The organism is Lacticaseibacillus saniviri JCM 17471 = DSM 24301, from assembly GCF_001311785.1.
In the GTDB taxonomy this organism is placed as follows: Bacteria; Bacillota; Bacilli; order Lactobacillales; family Lactobacillaceae; genus Lacticaseibacillus; species Lacticaseibacillus saniviri.
Genome location: NZ_BBBX01000019.1, coordinates 18,716 through 36,825, shown reverse-complemented (window position 1 = coordinate 36,825; position 18,110 = coordinate 18,716). Strand labels below are relative to the sequence as shown.

Sequence of the window (18,110 nt, the reverse complement as noted above, 5' to 3'; positions counted from 1 at the left end):
GAGCGATTTTTTCGTCGCAGACCGACCAGTTTCTTTAGTGCACCTTTCAAATGACGAGATAAATTGCGATAAAGGGAGTTTTTGTTGTGCATATTCCAGATAACTACTTGAGTCCAACGACATGTGCGGCGTGGTTGCTGCCATGGCACCGGTGTGGACGGTCTCATTAAAAAGTCGGGTTCAAATTGAAGCAAAAAAGGCCACTGTCCCACTGATTGGTGTGGGTGCGGCCTTTGCTTTTCTCATCATGATGTTTAACGTGCCGGTTCCTGGTGGGACAACAGCACATGCGGTTGGCGCGACGTTGCTCGCGATACTATTGGGGCCGTGGGCGGCGTGTCTATCGATATCGATCGCGCTACTGCTCCAAGCCTTTGTGTTCGGGGATGGTGGCATCTTGGCTTATGGTGCGAACGTCTTTAACATGGGCTTCATCATGCCATTTGTCGGTTACAGTTTGTTCATGTTGGGCAAGCGATTCAAGCATCCCAAGCTAGGTGCATTTGTCGGAGGGTACTTCGGTATCAATTTTGCCGCATTAGCAGCGGGAGTTGAGCTCGGGATTCAACCCTTGATTGCACACACCGCCAGTGGCCAACCGCTCTACAGTCCCTATCCACTGAGTATCAGTGTGCCTGCCATGTTGAGTGCACACATGTTAGTGGTCGGCTGGATTGAAGCGGTGGTGACCGTGCTGGTCTATCAATTCGTGCAAAAGAGTGCACCTGATGAATTGTATGAAACACCAAATGAACCGAGTCGCGTCGGTCGCATCTGGTTACCATTGCTCGGTGTGATGGCGTTTTTGTCACCACTCGGGTTACTGGCATCCGGCGACGCTTGGGGTGAGTGGGATACGGCCGGCGTTGTTGCACAACTCAAGGCCAATCACATGCATGCGGCGGTTCCACGGGGCATGGCGCATGGCATGGACTTTCACGCGTTGTTAGCCGATTACGGGTTATCCGGCATTCCGGCACCAGTGGGGTATGTGCTCTCTGCTGCCACGGCGCTGATTTTGATTGGGATTATTGTCAAAATCGTGGGGGCACGTCATGCCAAAGTCGTTTCCTGATTGGTTAACTGAAGAGCAGCCTGCACAACCAACGCAACCAGCGGGGCGGTTCTTGACCAAGAATCTGCTCAATCTGTCACACGTCTTGGCTCACTTCAATGAATCACATCATGTGATGGCGACAAAACCAGCGCCTGGGTCGAAGTGATCACACTGCTCGTGACGATTACTGTCACGATGGTGTGCCAGAATGGCTTATTGTTGTGGTTGCTGTTGTTACTGCAACTACTCACCTTGATGCAATTGCCGGGTGCATTGATGAACGGTGTCTTACACGGCACGTTGCGCGCCACACTGATCAGTGGCATCGTGATTTTACCCAGTCTCTTGATTACCAACTGGGTGACAGCGCTCTGGTGGTTGGCGCGGTTAGCACTAGTGATGCTCGCCGTGCAGTCGTTTCGGCATCGCGTTAGCTGGCGCACCTTGTTGGTTGCTTTGCGCCAGTTGCATGTGCCGAGTCTGTTTATTTTGACGCTGGATATCACGGTCAAATACAGTCACGTTCTGGGCAGCCGGTTGCAAACCAATCTGGAAGCGGTGTGGTTGCGCAGCGGTGGTTACCTCACACATCCGCTGGCATTGGCGACGCGCTTGATGGGGCTACTCTATCTGCAAAGTCGGCACCAGGCAACAGAATTATATCAAGCCATGTGGTTGCGCGGTTACACGGAAACACCAGCCCGCACCCATCTCCAATGGCACATGGCTGATTGGGGTTTGGTGGTACGCAATGTGTTGATTGTGGGCTTAGCCGTTTGGTTGGGTCACAGATAGACAAAAGGAGAAATGATGTTTGAATTTGATTGCGTGAGTTATCAATATGCGGATACCGTGGGCCTCGATGAGGTGAGTTTCACCATCGATGCCGGTGATGCGGTGGCGATTATGGGTCCCAACGGATCGGGGAAGTCGACCTTATTTAAGCTGATGTGTGGTTTGCTGAAGCCAACTGCGGGTACCTATACTTATCAACATGCCACACCGGATTTTGACCAACTACGACAAACCGTGGGCTTCGTGTTCCAAAATAGTGACGTGCAGTTGTTCAATGAGACGGTCACCGATGAATTGGCATTCGGACCACTACAGTTGGGATTGCCGGAAGCAACCGTGCAACAACGGGTGGCGGATGTCATTGATTTGCTGGGATTGGCATCACTTGCCAATCGGGTGCCCTATCAGCTGTCGGGTGGGGAACAGAAACTGGTTGCACTGGGTAGTGTGCTGACCATGAACCCGCAGACGATTATTTTGGATGAACCGTTCAACGGCTTAGCAATCAGTTATCAGAATCGCTTGATTGATCTCCTGAATACGTTGCATGCACACGGGAAGACCATCATCATGTCGAGTCATGATTTTGCTAAGACGGTACCCATGGTGGACCGCATTGTGACGCTCAACGAGAATCATCAACTCGATTTTGCGACAGAGACAAGTGCACTCACGGTGGCGCAAGAAGAGCTTCTGAATCGCTTGTAAACACTAAACGTTTATTAGCGACGCAGAGAATATAATGGATAGGTTTTAGATAATATATATTTCATATTTGGAAAAGTTTTCTTACGAATGTTGCGTCAAAAATAAAAATAATTTTGCTATACTAAAAATATGTTAGGAGAACCTCGTGTTCTACTTAACCTACACATTAACTTATACTCCCAATAAAGTTCCCCCAAACTTTTCCACCAGCGATGGTGGTTTGTGCCATCAGCGCTTACTGATTTTAACCAACAAAAAATGCCCACCAGAACGAATAAGTTTTGGCGGGCATTTTTGCGTTTATTTTGCTTCTGATTCAGCTCGGCCGACGATTTCGTCGATGAAGCTTTCAACTTCAGGGCCTGAAAGAATCTGTTGTTCGAGTTTGAGATTTTGAACGATGGCGCCATCCTTTAAGATGATGACATAAGAATCCATGTAGCCGTCGTTGAGGTAAATGAAGGTTGCACCGTGTCGCACGAGCACTTGGCCGTTGGCGGCACCACCCAGAACGGGATCGTTGTCACCGTCGCTGTAGAAACTGATGCTGCGTTTAGGATCGGGATCGTTGAGCAAGGTGAGTTCCAACTCCAGAGTGGTCTTGGTGTGTTCGAGGTCGAAGTTGGCATCGTGATTCAGGTCGTTGACATAGTAAGGAAACTTGAAGCCTGAGCTGACGTCACTGATGACAGTCGCACTCATCGTTAATAATTCATCTTCAGATAGTGTATGAATTGGCATTACAAAAACTCCCTTCAGTCCGCTTGATTACACTCATTATAGTCAAAAGCGCGCGAACTTGCACCTATTCGCATTGCTGGGTACACTTTAGAAAAGGAGAAAATCACATGAATCGAAAAATTGATTGGTTGTATTGGCTCAATATTGTGGGCGCAGTGGCGTATATTCTTTATTATGGTGGCATGATGTTGGCCGGTAAGCCGCAGTTTGCGGGTCAATCACAGTTACTAGCGCAAGTGGCAGCGGGTATTGTGATTGTTTCAATTCCCAAAATTCTGGAGCGCCTCTTTCACTTCCGTTTTCCAGTCCTGTTGGTGGGGCTCTATGAGATCTTTATTTTTATGAGTATCCTGCTGGGAACCGGGATGCAGTTCTATGACATTCCTTACTGGGACAAGTATGAACATCTCTTCTCGGCGGCGATGTTAGCCGGTTTAGGATTTGCCTTGTTCGGTCAGTTAACACCAAAAGAGCGCCTCCCCAAAGTGAATCCACTCCTGATGGCGCTGTTTGCCGTCGCCTTTGGTACCATGATTGGTGTGGTTTGGGAGTTTTATGAATTCACCTTCGATGGGTTACTCGGTATGAACATGCAGCGGTACATGGTCGGCCACACTCTGTTACAAGGCCGGGCCGCATTGATGGATACCATGGGGGATTTGTTCGCTGATTTCTTTGGCTCCTTGGCGCTGGCCGTTGCTGGTTACTTCGGTATCAAGCGCGATTGGCACTGGCTGGATAAGTTCATGTTCCATGTTGATAAGAAAGCTTAATATAAGACAGTGAAAAAAGGCGTTATGACAGCATTCATTGATGTTGTCATAACGCCTTTTGATATGGATTGTCCGCTACGTAAACGCGCTCCAATCCCCAACAATCTCCGTCTAACTCACTTTTCGCGCATGGTCTAACCCGCCATGCCACTCAAAGTCCGTTAATACTCGATTGTTAAACGGGGATTGTCACGCTCTAAACGTGCTCACAGCCAAATCGTGTGGCTTCGCACTCTATGCCTCTTCCTGCAATTCCTTCGTGCTGTAACGCACCCAGACGAAATTGACGATGATGAGGAGCGATGTCGCAAAGAAAATACTTGAATAGCCGAACACCCCAGAAACCGTTGATCCAATCAATGGGCCAATCATGTTCCCCATCGCTTGGAAAGACTGATTATAGCTGAAGATACGGCCCGCGTTTTGATGCGGACTGTACTTGGCCAGCAGGGTTTGAACCTGTGGCAAAAGTGCCGCATCCACAATCCCGACTAAGAAACGCAAGCCACCCAACTGCCAGGCATTTTGAACGAACGCTTGAGGGATATAAACCAGTATCCCGACGCAAGACCGGCCATCAACACTTTTGCGTACCGATGCGGTCACCCAACGCCCCGAATCGTGGGGCAGCAATCAATGTTGCAATCCCGGGAATCGAGGCAATGATGCCGCTGATGAGCGCGACCTTGCCGTGCCCACCCAGCAATTGCCGGACGTACAGACTCAAAATCGGACTGATCGAGTTATTGCTGGCTTGAATAATCAAGGTTGTCACGAACATCCCAATGATGACATGGGGATACTTCAGTTGCTTCAGAATCTGACCACCAGAGACCTGGTCAGTTTTTGCAATTGGCGTGAAGGTTTCGTGGACCAGGAAGAACGTCAGCAAGAAGACGAGTAAGAGAATGCCGCCGGTCACAAAGAATGTGGCGCGATAACCGAAGAGATCCGCAATCAACCCACCTAATAATGGGCCGAGCAATGTACCGGACACGTTCCCGGTTGTGAGCGTGCCCAGTGCTTTCCCACTCTGTTCACGTGGGACGCTGGTCGCAATCAACGCATTCGCATTACTGATGTAACCAGAGAAGACACCTTGGAGTAAGCGCAGTGCCACCAGCTGATAAACACTGTTGACGAGCCCCATGGAACCCAGAACGAAAGCCATCCCTAAGCTCGCGCGCAGAAGCATCAGTTTGCGTCCGCGACGATCGGCTAAGCGCCCCCACAGTGGTGAGACAATGGCTGTCACCAAGAACGTCGAGGAGAAGGTGAGTCCACTCCAAAAGTTCAGTTGGAGCTGCGTGAAGTTCCCCAAGGTATCAATGTAAAGCGCCATAAATGGCATAATTAACGAAAAAGCCACCCCAGCCATAAAGTTACCGAACCACAGCACTAGGAGATTCTGTTCCCAAGGTTGGCGGCGACGAAATAGCCTCATGTTGCTAAGTGCATTTCGCAAGAGAGCACCACCTTTTATGAATTGATATATTCGATTAGTCTACCACTTTTCTGCAAGTGTGTGAAACTGTAGTGAAACAGCGCTGTGACGGAATGCCGCATCCACTTGCTGGGCCTGACCAATCGTGAGATGACTGCCCATGAAATCACGGACAAACGCGTAGGCATCCAGCGCCACTTGCTGTTTAGCAGGGCTTTCACCTGTAAAATAGATCAACCACGCCAAGTAATCGGACATGATGAGTGATTCGCGACCAACTGCTAAGACCGCTGGCAGTTCCTCAGCATTGGCGAGTAGTGCCATGTGGGCCCATTTTTGATAAGAATCTTGCTCGCTGACCTGAATCGGAGCCGTGGTCAGTTGAGTGATAAAATGATCAAAATCTGGAGCGACGACCAACCACTGATCAACCTCGGTGTCGACGTAGCGAATGGCGGGCGTCTCGGTGCTCAGATCAAAACAAAATATTGATGACCATCATGGGCAAACGGGATGAGGTAATCGGGGAGCGTGGTTGCGATTGCGGTGTCACTCAGTCGCGCAAAGGCGTGGATAGCGACCCCGGTCATCCCGTCACTTGTCGGTTCGTCTGTCGGTAACCAGAAGCGTTGTGGCCACTGGCCCTGATTGAGTAATTCCCAATAGTTTTTGGGATGGCTGGATGCGGTGCTATCAGCGGTAATTCAGGTTCGGGTAAGTGCGCTGGAAACGAAATCATGACAAACTCTCCTTATCATTTTAGTAATTTGCTGATATCATGAAACTAAAGCTGTATAATCACTTTGATTAGGCTAAAAGGAGCAGAGTTCAGTTGCGAAATTCAATGATCTACATTAATTTTGAACCATTTGCACATCTCTTCTTGACGTATGGCCTGGCCGCAAGTGATATCGTGCACGAACCCGCAAAGGCCCCACACCATGTTTTGCTGTTGCCACCGATCGATGAAGATGAATTCATTGATCCCCACACCGGCTTTAATGTGATCAGTGGGCAAGAGGCCGTGAGCACATTCATGCGTAGTCAGGAGGCTTCTGGACGTAGCTGGTTGGATTACCAGCATGGCGCCTATCTGCAGGAACTAACGCCAAGCGAGATTGCCGAGTTGTTGTATCTGGGACATATGAAGACCCACATGCAATCTCCATTCTATTATAAGTTACAGAATAACTTTGTGGTATTGCCACTACATAATGCCATGACGAATCTGTATTTTCGGCATCTCAGTGCGTTTGATTTTGCGCTGTCTTCCGCGATTCGGCGACACCTACGTTGGGCAGCGAATGAGCAGCCTTTTTGGTTACGTCTGCGCCAACAACAATTTCCGATTGTGCCACCAGAAACGCTGAAACCACTGCGCCAACTGATGACAGATGGGATTGTCTTTGACTTCTCTCATGTTATTTTCTCACGCGAACACGTCAAATTACCAGTGATTCAACCGACACAACGGTTCATACCGGAACGTGACGTGGTCGGCAATCAAGTGGGTAGCTTGACGCTGAACCGAATGACCAAGCAATGGCAGTTCGATCAGAATAAGGTGGCTGAATCGGACCTTATCAATTAAAATAGATAAAGCGCGCCGAAAAATGAACATCGGCACGATGAGCATTAACGTGATAAAGCTTGAGGGGAAATGAAAAAGGGTGACGAGCCATGTGTTCGTCATCACGATGAATTGGAGACCTAAAAATGAAAATGACGCTTGCTGAAATTGCGCGGGTCGTTGACGCAGAGTTACTGGCACCGAATAAAGATGCTGTCGTAACGAGTGTGGCATTCGATACGCGCCAAATCAAAGCTGGTGGCCTGTTTGTCCCATTAGTTGGGGAACGGGACGGTCACGAGTTTATCGATGCGGCCGAAAAAATGGGGCCGTGGCAACATTTGTGGCCAGTGACCACCAAGTCGATACGGGTATGGCGCAGCTGGTTGTTGACTCACCACTCGCTGCGATGCAGGCCCTGGCGAAGTTCTACTTATTGATGAAAGTAAATCCCAAGGTGGTCGCAATCACCGGTAGTAATGGGAAAACAACGACAAAAGATATGACGGCGGCTGTTCTTGCGCAACAGTACCATGTCGTCAAAACACCGGCTAATTTCAATAATGAAATCGGCGTACCGATGACGATTTTGACCATGGACCCGAATACAGAAGTGTTGGTGGTCGAAATGGGAATGGATCGTCCAGGGCAATTGCACGATCTGAGTACGTTAGCACAACCCGATGTGGCCGTGATCACGATGATCGGTGAAGCACACATCGAGTTCTTCAAGACTCGCGACAAGATTGCGGATGCCAAAATGGAAATCGTGGATGGCTTAAAGGAAGACGGCTTGTTCGTTTATAATGGCGATGAACCGCTGTTACGTGAGCGGGCCCAAACGGTTGAACAAGAGACCAAGACGTTTGGCCTCTCACCTGACAACCAGTTGTTCGCAAAGAACATTGTGGCTAAGGCCGATCACACTGAGTTTGACCTCAGCAAATGGCCAGACCTGCATTTCCAAATTCCCGTGATGGGCGAATACAATGTGTCGAATGCATTGGCTGCCATCACAGTGGGACGTCGATTCCATGTGAAACCCGAAATGATTCAACGGGCATTAGCTAATTTTGAAATCACAGCGAACCGCACACAATGGGTGAAGGGCACTCAGGGTGAATCAATTCTGAGTGACGTCTACAATGCGAACCCAACGGCAATGAAGGCCGTGGTGCATGACTTTGCGACATTTGCGACTGCCGGCAAGCGTATTGCCGTGCTGGGCGACATGCTCGAGTTAGGGGATGCCAGCCGTGAGTTGCATCAAAGCATTGCGCCGGAACTCGATCCGGCCACTATTGCAGATGTGTATCTCTATGGCCCTGAGATGGCTGCCTTACGCGACGTGCTGGTGGACAAATATCCCGCTGCACAACTGCATTACTATACAGCCGATCAACAAGCACAACTGATTGCTGATCTCAAAGCCGATTTAACCGCTGATGACATCGTGATGCTGAAAGCGAGTCATGGCTTGCACTTAGAAAATGTCTTAACGGCATTGACAGAAGCGTAGCAAAGTCGAATTTTGAACCGCTATTCGACCTTTTCAAATAATTAATAAATTAATGAAGTACGCGCTGCCATGTTTTTGGTGGCGCGTTTTCGTTTGCAAGTTTCACAACCGATTATCCCCAGTTTAGAAAACTTAGGGATGGCTAGATTTGTTTTAATGACAAAACCGTGCTATGATACTTTAGATGCTTTTTGAAAAGAATCGTTGAAAATAGCATATTTACAAAACAGTTCTTCAACTTGTTGTTTCCTGTTTTGTGAAAATGCTTGTGCAAAACAAGGAGGAACACATTTGAAGTTTACAGAACTAGGTCTTGACCACGAAATTCTCAAGGCAATCTCACGGTCAGGATTTGAAGAAGCAACCCCAATTCAGGCTGAAACTATTCCTTTAGTATTAAAGGGCGATGACGTTATTGGTCAGGCGCAAACTGGTACCGGGAAGACCGCAGCTTTTGGCTTGCCTATTCTTGAAAAGATCGACAAAGCCGATCGCAACATTCAAGCGTTGATTATTTCCCCAACGCGTGAACTCGCTATTCAAACACAAGAAGAACTTTACAAATTAGGCCGCGACAAGAAGATCAAGGTTCAAGCCGTTTATGGTGGTGCCGATATTCGTCGCCAAATTCGTGGCTTATCCGAACACCCACAAATCTTAGTTGGGACACCAGGTCGTTTGCTTGATCACATCAACCGTCACACTGTTAAGTTGGCTGGTTTGAAGACATTGGTCTTAGATGAAGCTGACGAAATGCTCGACATGGGTTTCATTGAAGATATTGAAAGCATCGTGAAGTCAGCACCTGTTGAACGTCAGACATTGCTGTTCTCCGCAACCATGCCAGCACCAATCATGAAGCTCACTAAGAACTTCATGCACGACCCAATCACGGTTAAGATCAAGTCTAAGGAATTGACTGCTGATACCGTTGAACAATACTATGTTCGCTCTAAGGACTTTGAAAAGTTCGATATCATGACACGTCTGTTCGATGTGCAATCACCAGACTTGGCATTGATCTTCGGTCGGACCAAGCGTCGTGTTGATGAAATTACTCGTGGCTTGAAGGCGCGTGGCTATCGTGCTGAAGGGATTCACGGGGACTTGACCCAACAAAAGCGGATGAGCGTCTTACGTCAGTTCAAGAGTGGTCAACTCGACTTCCTTGTTGCAACCGACGTGGCTGCTCGTGGGTTGGATATCACCGGTGTGACACATGTCTACAACTATGATATTCCTCAAGATCCAGATAGCTATGTTCACCGTGTTGGCCGTACTGGCCGTGCCGGTAAGAAGGGGATGTCAATCACCTTTGTTACCCCTAACGAAGTTGAATATCTGCGTGTGATCGAAGAACTCACCAAGAAGCGGATGTTACCAATGAAGCCACCAACGGAAAAAGAAGCCTTCCTGGGTCAAATCTCAACAGGGCTTGAAACCGTCAAGGAGCAAGTTGAATCCGGCGACGTTGAAAAGTACGAACCAATGGCAGAAACATTACTGGAAACTTACACCCCACTTCAACTGGTTTCGGCCTACTTGAAGGCTGTGAGCCCAGATGATGCGAGTGCTGTTCCGGTTAAGATCACCCCAGAACGCCCATTACCAGGCCGTAAGGGTCAAAAGCGCGGTAACGGTCGCAGCAATGGCGGCAGTCGTTACAACAAGGGCGGTAACGGTGGTAGCCGTAATCGTCGCGAGAGCGGTAGCAAGGGTCATTATGACCGCAACCGCAGCAACGATCGCCACGATTCCCGTGGTGAAGGTAGCCGCAAACCTAAGAAGCGCAACTTCGTGATTCATAACGACTAGAGTGTGACAATCCCTGCTCAGCAATCGAGCACTAACGGACTTTGATGGCTATGGCGGTTTATGCCATAGGCGAAAAGTCGGTTAGGCGGAGATTGTTGGGGATTGGAGCACGTTTTAAGAGAGCTACGACATTAATGTCATAGCTCTCTTTTTGTTTGCCATTTTAAATCGTCATCTACAAAATGTGCGTCAACAGACGAAGTATTTGGGTTAGCATATGAAGCTGTGATTTATGTGGATTGTCGCACTCTGTCACTTCTTCGTGAAAATGATTCATGCATAATCACTGGAAGTTCGCTTTGTTTCATGTCACAATGAAACAGGTAAGTAAAGCCATACTGATAGGAATTGAGGCTAGTCAAATGATCTATGGGTTAGGAATCGATGCCACCGATATCGCACGCGTTGTCGCGGCACAGGAACGCAATATCGATTTTGCAGCAAAAGTGTTAACGCCAAAGGAACTCGCTTTCTATCAGACACTCAAGGAACGCCGAGCGGCCGAATTCTTGGCGGGGCGTTTCTCCGTGAAAGAAGCGTATTCGAAGGCATTTGGGACGGGCTTGGGCAAAGTCCAACTGCAAGACGTTGAGACATTGAACAATGAGGCCGGCAAACCAGTCATCACCAAGCATCCGTTTGACGGCAAAGCGTTTGTCAGCATCACTCACACCGATACCTTAGTTTTCACTGAAGTGATATTAGAAAGAAGCGAAGCATAATGATTACAGGGACACACCGACCAAGCAAGGTATTGGTTGACGAGACAGCGATTTTACATAATATTCAACACGCTAAGGCCCAGTTGAAAGATGACACGCAATTATTTGCTGTGATTAAGGCCGATGCTTACGGTCACGGGTTGTTGCGCGTCGCTCGGGTGACGCAAGCGGCGGGCGCGACTGGTTTTTGTGTCGCTATTTTGGATGAGGCACTCGCGTTACGTGAAGCTGACTACACGATTCCCATTCTCGTGTTGGGGATTATTTCACCGGAAACAGCAGCGCTCGCAGCCACACAGACAATCTCCGTGCCTGTGGGCTCCAAGGCGTGGCTTGAGGCGGCCTTGCCGGTACTTCAAGCTAACCCGGACCAACCACGCTTACGCATCCATTTTGCGCTGGATACGGGCATGGGCCGGATTGGCTTTCGGGAAGTCGCTGATCTGATTGATGCCGTCGATTATGTGAAGGCGCACAGTCAGTGGTTCGAAATCGAAGGTATTTTCACCCACTTTGCGACGGCCGATGAAGTGGATACCACCTACTTCAATAGTCAGGTGGACAAGTTCCATCAATACTTGGCGGCCTTACCAGAGCGGCCTAAGTATGTGCATGTGTCAAACTCAGCAACGAGCTTGTGGCACGCCGCATGCAACGGCAATATGATTCGCTTTGGTGTTGCGCTCTATGGGCTCAATCCATCCGGTCGCGCGATTCCAGAAACACCATATCAGCTTGAACCCGCACTGCAGGTGGTCTCGGAGTTGGTCTTCAGCAAAATAATTCATGCGGGGGATGCGGTATCCTATGGTGCGACCTATCACGCAAAGCGGGATGAGTGGATTGGAACAGTGCCGATGGGTTATGCGGACGGCTGGTTACGCCGATTGCAAGGTTTCCATGTGCTAGTTGATGGCCAATTCTGCGAGATTGTTGGCCGCGTCTGCATGGATCAGTTCATGATTCGTTTGCCTAAGGACTATGCACCGGGGACACCTGTGGTTTTGGTTGGAACCAGCGGTGATGAAAAATAACATTACAAGATGTTGCTGATTACTCGGATACCATTCATTATGAGATTGCATGTAGCTTGGCAGAACGTTTGCCACGCGAAAGTATCAATCCGATTAAATAACGCCGGTTCCATTCCATGGTGAGTTGTGCTAGTATTGAGTGAAATAATGGTTATGGGAGGAGCTTTTTGATGGCAAAGCAAGAAGCAGTTTCGATGCAGATGGATGGGGCCTTAGAAGCAAAGGTTGAAGCGTACTGTGAATTCCATGATATCAAGCGAGAAACACTATTGAAGTCGGCTATGGCAGAATTTTTAAAGGAACATGACCCAGAACTCGATCAACTGATGAATGGGTACGTCGAAATGGCGCAGTTGAATGCCGAAATTTGTCAAGAATTCTCCGCTTGTGAAAGCGAAGCCTATTCCCATATCCGTTAAGCCGCCAAGAAGGAGGGCCTAAATGGATTTAGTCATTAAACGTGGGGATGTCTTTTTCGCAGATTTATCGCCGGTTGTTGGCTCCGAACAGGGAGGCATGCGACCGGTTTTGATTATCCAGAACAATGTGGGTAATCACTACAGTCCAACGGTGATTGTCGCGGCAATCACGTCGAAGATTCAGAAGCCAAAGATGCCAACACACGTGGGTTTAACACCCAAGGAAGATGGTGTTGAAAAGAATTCGGTTGTGCTTTTGGAACAATTGCGGACGATCGATAAGCAGCGATTGAAAGACAAGTTAACCACACTGGTGCCTGAGCGAATGACGCAGGTTGATAATGCTTTAGCGATTTCGCTGGGCATCAAGGCGCTGGTTAAAAATTAAACATGTGGTTCGCAACCATCCCACATAAAAAACTAGGAGAGATTAACATGAAGAAGACCCGTGTATGGGTAGTTAACGCGCTCGTTGTCGCGCTTTATTTGGTATTGTCCATTGGCCCAGCCAGTTTTAATTTGGCGAGTGGTGCGTTGCAGTTTCGACTGTCTGAAAGCCTGAACCATCTGGTGGTGTTCAGTCGCAAGTATCTGCTGGGGGTTGTCATCGGTGTCATGGTGTTCAACGCCTTATTTTCCCCATTGGGATGGATTGATGTTGTCTTCGGTGGTGGTCAAAGCTTGATTGGGCTGAGTTTAGTCGCGTGGCTGGCACCCAAGTTGCCTAAGTTGTGGCAACGCATGGGGCTCAACGTCATCGTGATGAGTCTGACAATGATTCTCATCGCCATTGAGATTATTTGGACGGGGCACCTCAACTTTGCCCAGGTGTTCTGGCCAACTTACTTGAGTCTGATCCTTTCAGAAGGCTTCATCATGTTGCTGTCGGCGCCAATTATGGTCGCTGTCGACCGAGCCGTTCATTTTCAAAAACGCATTGAATAAAGAGATACATAATTCAAAAGCCTGTGACAACCGATTTTGGTTGTCACAGGCTTTTGAATTTTCGAACAATATTAATCGTGCGCCAACAGGTTGAGAGATCAGGTTAATCCTCCCACTCAAAGCGTCTTTTGTCACAACTTCATTGCTTTGGCTTAGCCGATTTCTGAGTCATCAACCAAGATTGGTTGGCCGGATTGCAGATCATCAATTTCAACCACACGGAAATTCTTCTTTTCTAGCTTTGCCACGATGTTGTTCAAGGTCGCTTCATCTGTCCCAGCGGGTAAGGTGAAGAGGGTCCGCCGAACGAATTCATCACGCTTGGCATCCAGTGTGATACAGCCAGAGATAGAGACATACTTGGCAAAAATCTTGCTCATAACCGCAAGATCGCCGCGTTCGCCAGTCGACATCACGGTCAGCACGTATGAACCGACGCCGATGTTCCAAGATTCAGACAACATACCGAGTAACTTCGCGTGCGTTAAGATACCATAGAAGTTGGCATTCTCATCGAGCACGGCGATGTAAGGTAAGTCTTTGATATTGAAGAAAACTTTGAAGAATGGGGCGTTGACGGGAATCGTCTTGGTCGCGTTCTTCAATAAGTAGGTGACAGGTAATGACATGTCGCCGCCTTGTGACTTGTGACGGTAGATATGCATCTTATAGATGTTACCGCGGAAGATCTGACCACTCTCATCAAGAATGGGCACACAACGGAAACCAGAGTCTTCGAGCACCTTCAACGCTTCTTCAAGTGTGACAGTCTCTTGGACGGTGGTTAAGAAATCCTTTTTGAGCACAAGTGATTTGATTAACATAGCACGCCTCCATAGATTGCTTTTAAAATTAAAAAATTCTAATCTGTATTTATCATACCATATCAGCGGTTTGGTGCAAGAAATTTATCGCAAATTATGTAAGATGAGAATAAAATGAGATGTACTGCGGGTTCGTCGAGCCAGAAGCGGTCTGGCCAGAGAACAAAAATAAGCGCTGTGACAAAACCTTGAGTTTTGTCGCAGCGCTTTTAAACGTAAATGGTTTAGCCGATCACAATGACCGGGGTACCGACTTCAACAGCGGCGAAGAGCTTCGCCATGAAGTCAGGTGGGTTGTTGACACAGCCGTGTGAGCCGTGTGCTTGGTACCAGTCGCCACCGTAAGTTGGTTGCCATGGACTATCATGCAGACCAACACCAGTGTAATCGATTGGCATCCAGTATGAAACGGGACTTGCGTAATCACTACCGTCATTATTTTTACCGCGTAATGTGGCATTGCGTTGCTTATCCCAAACCGCGAACACACCAGTGGCGTATCTTGTCCAGGCTTACCTGAAACAATGGCGCTATCAAGAATTAACTTACCATCCTTGTAGACGTATTCGTGTTGATTGGTTTTATCGACTTCGACATAAGTGTTACCGATATCTGTGCCATCTTTGTGGTAGCCAGAACCTGTGTAGATCACTTCTTTAGTAAAGTCTTTACCGGTCTTAACCGCAGCGATGATGCTTTCAACTTCCTTAGGCTGATCGATCCCCCAACCGTACGTTCCCCCCGGAACAGATACGGTGCCTAATTTCGTTGATTTGAACTTCCGGGTTAAACCGAATGTCGAATACTTCGTGTTCAATGCAGCCACATAGTTGGCCACACCGGTCTTAGATACTTCGACTTGACCATTCGTGTAGCTCAGCCAACTCTTGATGGTGGCAGTAGGAATGGTGATTGTGTGCGTCTCAATTTGAATCTTACCAGAGATTTGGCTGATGGCATTGAGCTTTGAAACGGCCGCCTTTAATTTGCTGTCATCAGACTTGATGGCAGGCTCTTGGTAGGTCGCTGTCAGATCAACGGTATCCTTATCTTGGCTAATAGCAGTTAATGTTTGTGCCTTTAACTTCTTAGCGTCGATTTGGTTCCCAGCAACTTCCTTTTGAATGATAAAATTGCCATTGGCATCAGACTGAACAGAAGCGTTCACGGGCGCCTTACGCGTCGCATTGAGCTTAGCCACTGTTTGGCTGATATAGGTGTCGAGTGCGGATTGATTGACGTTTGGTGTCTTCAATGCGTCCGTCTTGGATGCAGCGATGACGGATTCTGTCCAACGCCATGGATTTTGACTCGACTTAACCTTCTTGAGTAGGGCGGAATAGTTTTGATCTAAACCTAATTGTTCCCCAGATGCGGTCGCAACTGTCTTTGTCCCGTCGGTGAAAGCGTAGTGCTGCTTTTGAAAGTGATTCTTCAATGCCGTGTTGGCAGCAGCTGGCGTTTTGCCGGAAATATTCACCCCGAGCACTTGGGTATTAGGCAAAAATGATCTTGGTAGGCTAAACTCTTGTAGACGTAACCGCCGCCAAGAACCACTAATACAGCCGCCAAGCTGATCAGGATGTTCTTTTTTAATTTCACGAGGGTTCCTCCTTAGTAATTTTGATCGATGAATCGGTAAATAGATGTTATTTAACGTCTCATAGATAGTTTTAGTATACGCAAAATTCGGCGAAAAGAAAAGCTTTCTGGCCAAGTTTGTGAAATGACCTTGTGAAAAGGCCATCAAAAAAGCGTTATCCCAAACGGATTTGGGATAACGCTTATCTTTTTAGCTGATTATTGGCGAGTTTCGATACCGGCAGCAGCGAAGCCGTCGTCGATAACCTTCTTCAATTGTTCAGCAGACTTGTTCATGGATTGTTGTTCGTGATCGCTTAAAGGAATTTCCAAGATGTTGGCAATACCATTACGGTTGATCACAGCAGGTGAGCCGATGAAGACATCGTGCACGCCATATTGACCATCCATGTATACGGATAATGGTAAGACAGCATTTTCGTCATCCAAGATAGCCTTAGAAATCCGAGCTAAAGCAGTACCGATACCGTAGAAGGTAGCACCCTTTAACTTGATGATTTGGTAAGCAGCGTCACGGGTGTTTTCGAAGAGCTTAACTAATTCGTCTTCAGCAACTTCTGGGTGAGCCTTAACCCATTCAGAAATCTTAATCCCACCGATGTTAGCATGTGACCAAACAGGGAATTCTGTGTCACCGTGTTCACCCATGATGTAAGCATGGACGGAACGAGCATCAACGTTAACTAAGTCAGCGATTGATTGACGGAAACGAGCTGTATCCAATGAAGTACCTGAACCGATAACGCGTTCCTTAGGGAAACCAGAAAGCTTCCAAGTAGCGTAGGTTAAGATATCAACTGGGTTAGCAGCAACCAAGAAGATACCGCTGAAACCAGATTCAACGATTGGGTCCACGATGGACTTCAAGATCTTCAAGTTCTTGTTAACTAAGTCTAAGCGAGTTTCGCCTGGCTTTTGTGGTGCGCCGGCTGTGATGACAACTAAGTCAGCATCCTTTGCGTCACTGTATTCAGCAGAGTAGATCGTCTTTGGAGAAGTGAAAGGTAATGCAGCAGCTAAGTCCATTGCATCCCCTTGTGTCTTTTCCTTGAAGACATCAACAATCCCGATTTCCTGCGCGATACCTTGGAGTACCATTGCGTATGCGTAACTAGAACCAACAGCGCCGTCCCCGACAAGGATAACTTTTGGTGATCTTTTTCTGTAACGTTTGCCAAGATGATTTCATCCTTTCTTATTTGCCAATTGCAATTCGTAAAACAGTATAACACATTTCAAGGTGTGTGAAGCAATTTTCATGGCTTTTTCCGCAAAATTTCAAGGCTCGTTCAAATGTGCGTTCCCTTATTACAGGGGTTTGTGAAATGGTGTACGCTGTTAAAGCGAAATAGAAATCGTTTTCATCTGCTATTTTCACAAAATCGAATTGAACATAATATAACAGTTTTCACCCCGAACTATAACAGGCGTGGCGACCCGAATCACCGCGATAAGTGTGGTATAATGAACCGGCAATCTGGAAGGGGCACCTTCCGGCTTTTTGCGTATTTGACGCAAAAATTTATAGAGAAAGTACAGTGAGCAATCACTGTGAAGGTAAAGAAATCGTGAAGATGATTATTGGGCTGGGTAATCCTGGCAGTCAGTATGCTAAAACAAAACATAACATTGGCTTTATGATGATTGATGAATTAGCGAGTCGGTTGAATGTCGCGGTGACCAAGCACGAGTTTGATGCCGCAACGGGCACCACAATGGTGAACGGTGAGAAAGTATTTCTCGTCAAGCCACAGACCTTTATGAACACATCGGGTCGTGCCGTGGGGCAATTGATGGCCTATTACCAGATTCAACCGGATGAAATCATGGTGGTCCAAGACGATATGGACATGCCGATGGGCCAGTTACGTTTTCGGACACAGGGCTCTGCTGGTGGGCATAATGGGATTAAGGACATCATCAATGTACTGGGAACCAAGGAATTTGGTCGTTTGAAGATTGGGATTCAACATCCTAAGAAGCAAAAGGTCGTCGACTGGGTATTAACGCCATTTAGTAGTACGGACCAACCACTGATCGATGAAGGCATTACGACTGGCGCCAATGCCCTCGAAGATTGGATCGGTGGCAGCAGCCTGCCAGACTTGATGAACAAGTATAACTAGTACCCGTGAATCCGTG

17 protein-coding genes, 6 pseudogenes and 1 riboswitch are annotated in these 18,110 nt (G+C 47.8%); of the genes and pseudogenes, 14 read left to right on the top strand and 9 right to left on the bottom strand.

Annotated features, from left to right (window positions below; translation table 11 throughout):
• Positions 1 to 86: 86 nt before the first annotated feature.
• From cbiM to JCM17471_RS09960, 4 genes and pseudogenes are all read left to right on the top strand, one after another.
• Positions 87 to 1,075: pseudogene (cbiM, locus tag JCM17471_RS09970) on the top strand (cobalt transporter CbiM).
• The gene (locus JCM17471_RS14165) at positions 1,056 to 1,223 is read left to right on the top strand and encodes a hypothetical protein (RefSeq protein ID WP_156321681.1); all 168 of its coding nucleotides are present in this window, start codon (positions 1,056 to 1,058) and stop codon (positions 1,221 to 1,223) included. The pseudogene cbiM and the gene JCM17471_RS14165 overlap by 20 nt, the downstream one beginning before the upstream one ends.
• On the top strand, positions 1,220 to 1,852 hold the full coding sequence (locus JCM17471_RS09965; protein ID WP_054777761.1) for a CbiQ family ECF transporter T component: 633 nt from the start codon (positions 1,220 to 1,222) through the stop codon (positions 1,850 to 1,852). The genes JCM17471_RS14165 and JCM17471_RS09965 overlap by 4 nt, the downstream gene beginning before the upstream one ends.
• 15 nt (positions 1,853 to 1,867) lie before the next feature.
• A complete protein-coding gene (locus tag JCM17471_RS09960; RefSeq protein ID WP_054777760.1) occupies positions 1,868 to 2,560 on the top strand; it encodes an energy-coupling factor ABC transporter ATP-binding protein in 693 nt (230 codons plus the stop codon).
• A gap of 300 nt (positions 2,561 to 2,860) precedes the next feature.
• On the opposite strand, the gene JCM17471_RS09955 is transcribed toward JCM17471_RS09960, so the two are convergent.
• Entirely contained in the window at positions 2,861 to 3,301 is a 441-nt protein-coding gene (locus tag JCM17471_RS09955; protein ID WP_054777759.1) for a hypothetical protein, read from the bottom strand.
• 107 nt (positions 3,302 to 3,408) lie between these two features.
• Between JCM17471_RS09955 and JCM17471_RS09950 the strand changes: the two genes are divergently transcribed.
• Positions 3,409 to 4,074 (top strand): DUF2238 domain-containing protein, encoded by a 666-nt coding sequence (locus tag JCM17471_RS09950; RefSeq protein WP_054777758.1) that lies wholly within the window; start codon positions 3,409 to 3,411, stop codon positions 4,072 to 4,074.
• A 234-nt stretch (positions 4,075 to 4,308) separates the two neighbouring features.
• Here the strand turns inward: JCM17471_RS09950 and JCM17471_RS09945 are convergent.
• The 3 genes and pseudogenes from JCM17471_RS09945 to JCM17471_RS14160 form a co-directional block, all read right to left on the bottom strand.
• A pseudogene (locus JCM17471_RS09945) lies at positions 4,309 to 5,518 on the bottom strand (multidrug efflux MFS transporter).
• A gap of 60 nt (positions 5,519 to 5,578) precedes the next feature.
• A complete protein-coding gene (locus JCM17471_RS09940; RefSeq protein WP_054777757.1) occupies positions 5,579 to 5,938 on the bottom strand; it encodes a hypothetical protein in 360 nt (119 codons plus the stop codon).
• A 166-nt stretch (positions 5,939 to 6,104) separates the two neighbouring features.
• Positions 6,105 to 6,257 carry a hypothetical protein gene (locus tag JCM17471_RS14160; protein WP_156321680.1) on the bottom strand — a complete coding sequence of 51 codons (153 nt, stop codon included), beginning with the start codon at positions 6,255 to 6,257 and terminating at the stop codon, positions 6,105 to 6,107.
• Between the two features lie 93 nt (positions 6,258 to 6,350).
• Between JCM17471_RS14160 and JCM17471_RS09935 the strand changes: the two genes are divergently transcribed.
• The 8 genes and pseudogenes from JCM17471_RS09935 to JCM17471_RS09900 all read left to right on the top strand — a co-directional run bounded on the left by JCM17471_RS09935 (position 6,351) and on the right by JCM17471_RS09900 (position 13,542).
• Positions 6,351 to 7,109, top strand: a complete 759-nt coding sequence (locus JCM17471_RS09935; protein WP_054777756.1) for a hypothetical protein — start codon at positions 6,351 to 6,353, stop codon at positions 7,107 to 7,109.
• Positions 7,110 to 7,234: 125 nt separating this feature from the next.
• Positions 7,235 to 8,607, top strand: a pseudogene (locus JCM17471_RS09930) (UDP-N-acetylmuramoyl-tripeptide--D-alanyl-D-alanine ligase).
• Between the two features lie 291 nt (positions 8,608 to 8,898).
• Entirely contained in the window at positions 8,899 to 10,422 is a 1,524-nt protein-coding gene (gene cshA, locus JCM17471_RS09925) for a degradosome RNA helicase CshA (RefSeq protein ID WP_054777755.1), read from the top strand.
• 362 nt (positions 10,423 to 10,784) lie between these two features.
• A complete protein-coding gene (acpS, locus tag JCM17471_RS09920) occupies positions 10,785 to 11,144 on the top strand; it encodes a holo-ACP synthase (protein ID WP_054777754.1) in 360 nt (119 codons plus the stop codon).
• A pseudogene (alr, locus tag JCM17471_RS09915) lies at positions 11,144 to 12,279 on the top strand (alanine racemase). The gene acpS and the pseudogene alr overlap by 1 nt, the downstream one beginning before the upstream one ends.
• A gap of 69 nt (positions 12,280 to 12,348) precedes the next feature.
• Positions 12,349 to 12,597, top strand: a complete 249-nt coding sequence (locus JCM17471_RS09910; RefSeq protein WP_054777753.1) for a hypothetical protein — start codon at positions 12,349 to 12,351, stop codon at positions 12,595 to 12,597.
• A gap of 22 nt (positions 12,598 to 12,619) precedes the next feature.
• Positions 12,620 to 12,985, top strand: a complete 366-nt coding sequence (locus tag JCM17471_RS09905; RefSeq protein WP_054777752.1) for a type II toxin-antitoxin system PemK/MazF family toxin — start codon at positions 12,620 to 12,622, stop codon at positions 12,983 to 12,985.
• Positions 12,984 to 13,027, top strand: a riboswitch (PreQ1 riboswitch). Its footprint overlaps the gene before it by 2 nt.
• Positions 13,027 to 13,542 (top strand): QueT transporter family protein, encoded by a 516-nt coding sequence (locus tag JCM17471_RS09900; protein WP_173578940.1) that lies wholly within the window; start codon positions 13,027 to 13,029, stop codon positions 13,540 to 13,542. It overlaps the preceding riboswitch by 1 nt.
• 152 nt (positions 13,543 to 13,694) lie before the next feature.
• Here the strand turns inward: JCM17471_RS09900 and cbpA are convergent, their stop codons facing one another.
• From cbpA to JCM17471_RS09885, 5 genes and pseudogenes are all read right to left on the bottom strand, one after another.
• Positions 13,695 to 14,366 (bottom strand): cyclic di-AMP binding protein CbpA, encoded by a 672-nt coding sequence (gene cbpA / locus JCM17471_RS09895; protein WP_054777750.1) that lies wholly within the window; start codon positions 14,364 to 14,366, stop codon positions 13,695 to 13,697.
• Between the two features lie 224 nt (positions 14,367 to 14,590).
• Complete coding sequence (locus JCM17471_RS15430; protein WP_225354254.1) at positions 14,591 to 14,854, bottom strand: L,D-transpeptidase; 264 nt, start codon at positions 14,852 to 14,854, stop codon at positions 14,591 to 14,593.
• A gap of 239 nt (positions 14,855 to 15,093) precedes the next feature.
• Positions 15,094 to 15,846 (bottom strand): annotated as a pseudogene (locus tag JCM17471_RS15425) (peptidoglycan binding domain-containing protein); the annotation flags it as partial.
• Positions 15,843 to 15,968 carry a hypothetical protein gene (locus JCM17471_RS16020; RefSeq protein ID WP_263849477.1) on the bottom strand — a complete coding sequence of 42 codons (126 nt, stop codon included), beginning with the start codon at positions 15,966 to 15,968 and terminating at the stop codon, positions 15,843 to 15,845. The gene JCM17471_RS16020 and the pseudogene JCM17471_RS15425, both read right to left, overlap by 4 nt.
• A 198-nt stretch (positions 15,969 to 16,166) precedes the next feature.
• Positions 16,167 to 17,146 (bottom strand): annotated as a pseudogene (locus tag JCM17471_RS09885) (L-lactate dehydrogenase).
• A 390-nt stretch (positions 17,147 to 17,536) separates the two neighbouring features.
• Here JCM17471_RS09885 and pth point away from each other — a divergent pair.
• Positions 17,537 to 18,094, top strand: a complete 558-nt coding sequence (gene pth, locus JCM17471_RS09880; RefSeq protein ID WP_054777786.1) for an aminoacyl-tRNA hydrolase — start codon at positions 17,537 to 17,539, stop codon at positions 18,092 to 18,094.
• Positions 18,095 to 18,110 lie beyond the last annotated feature (16 nt).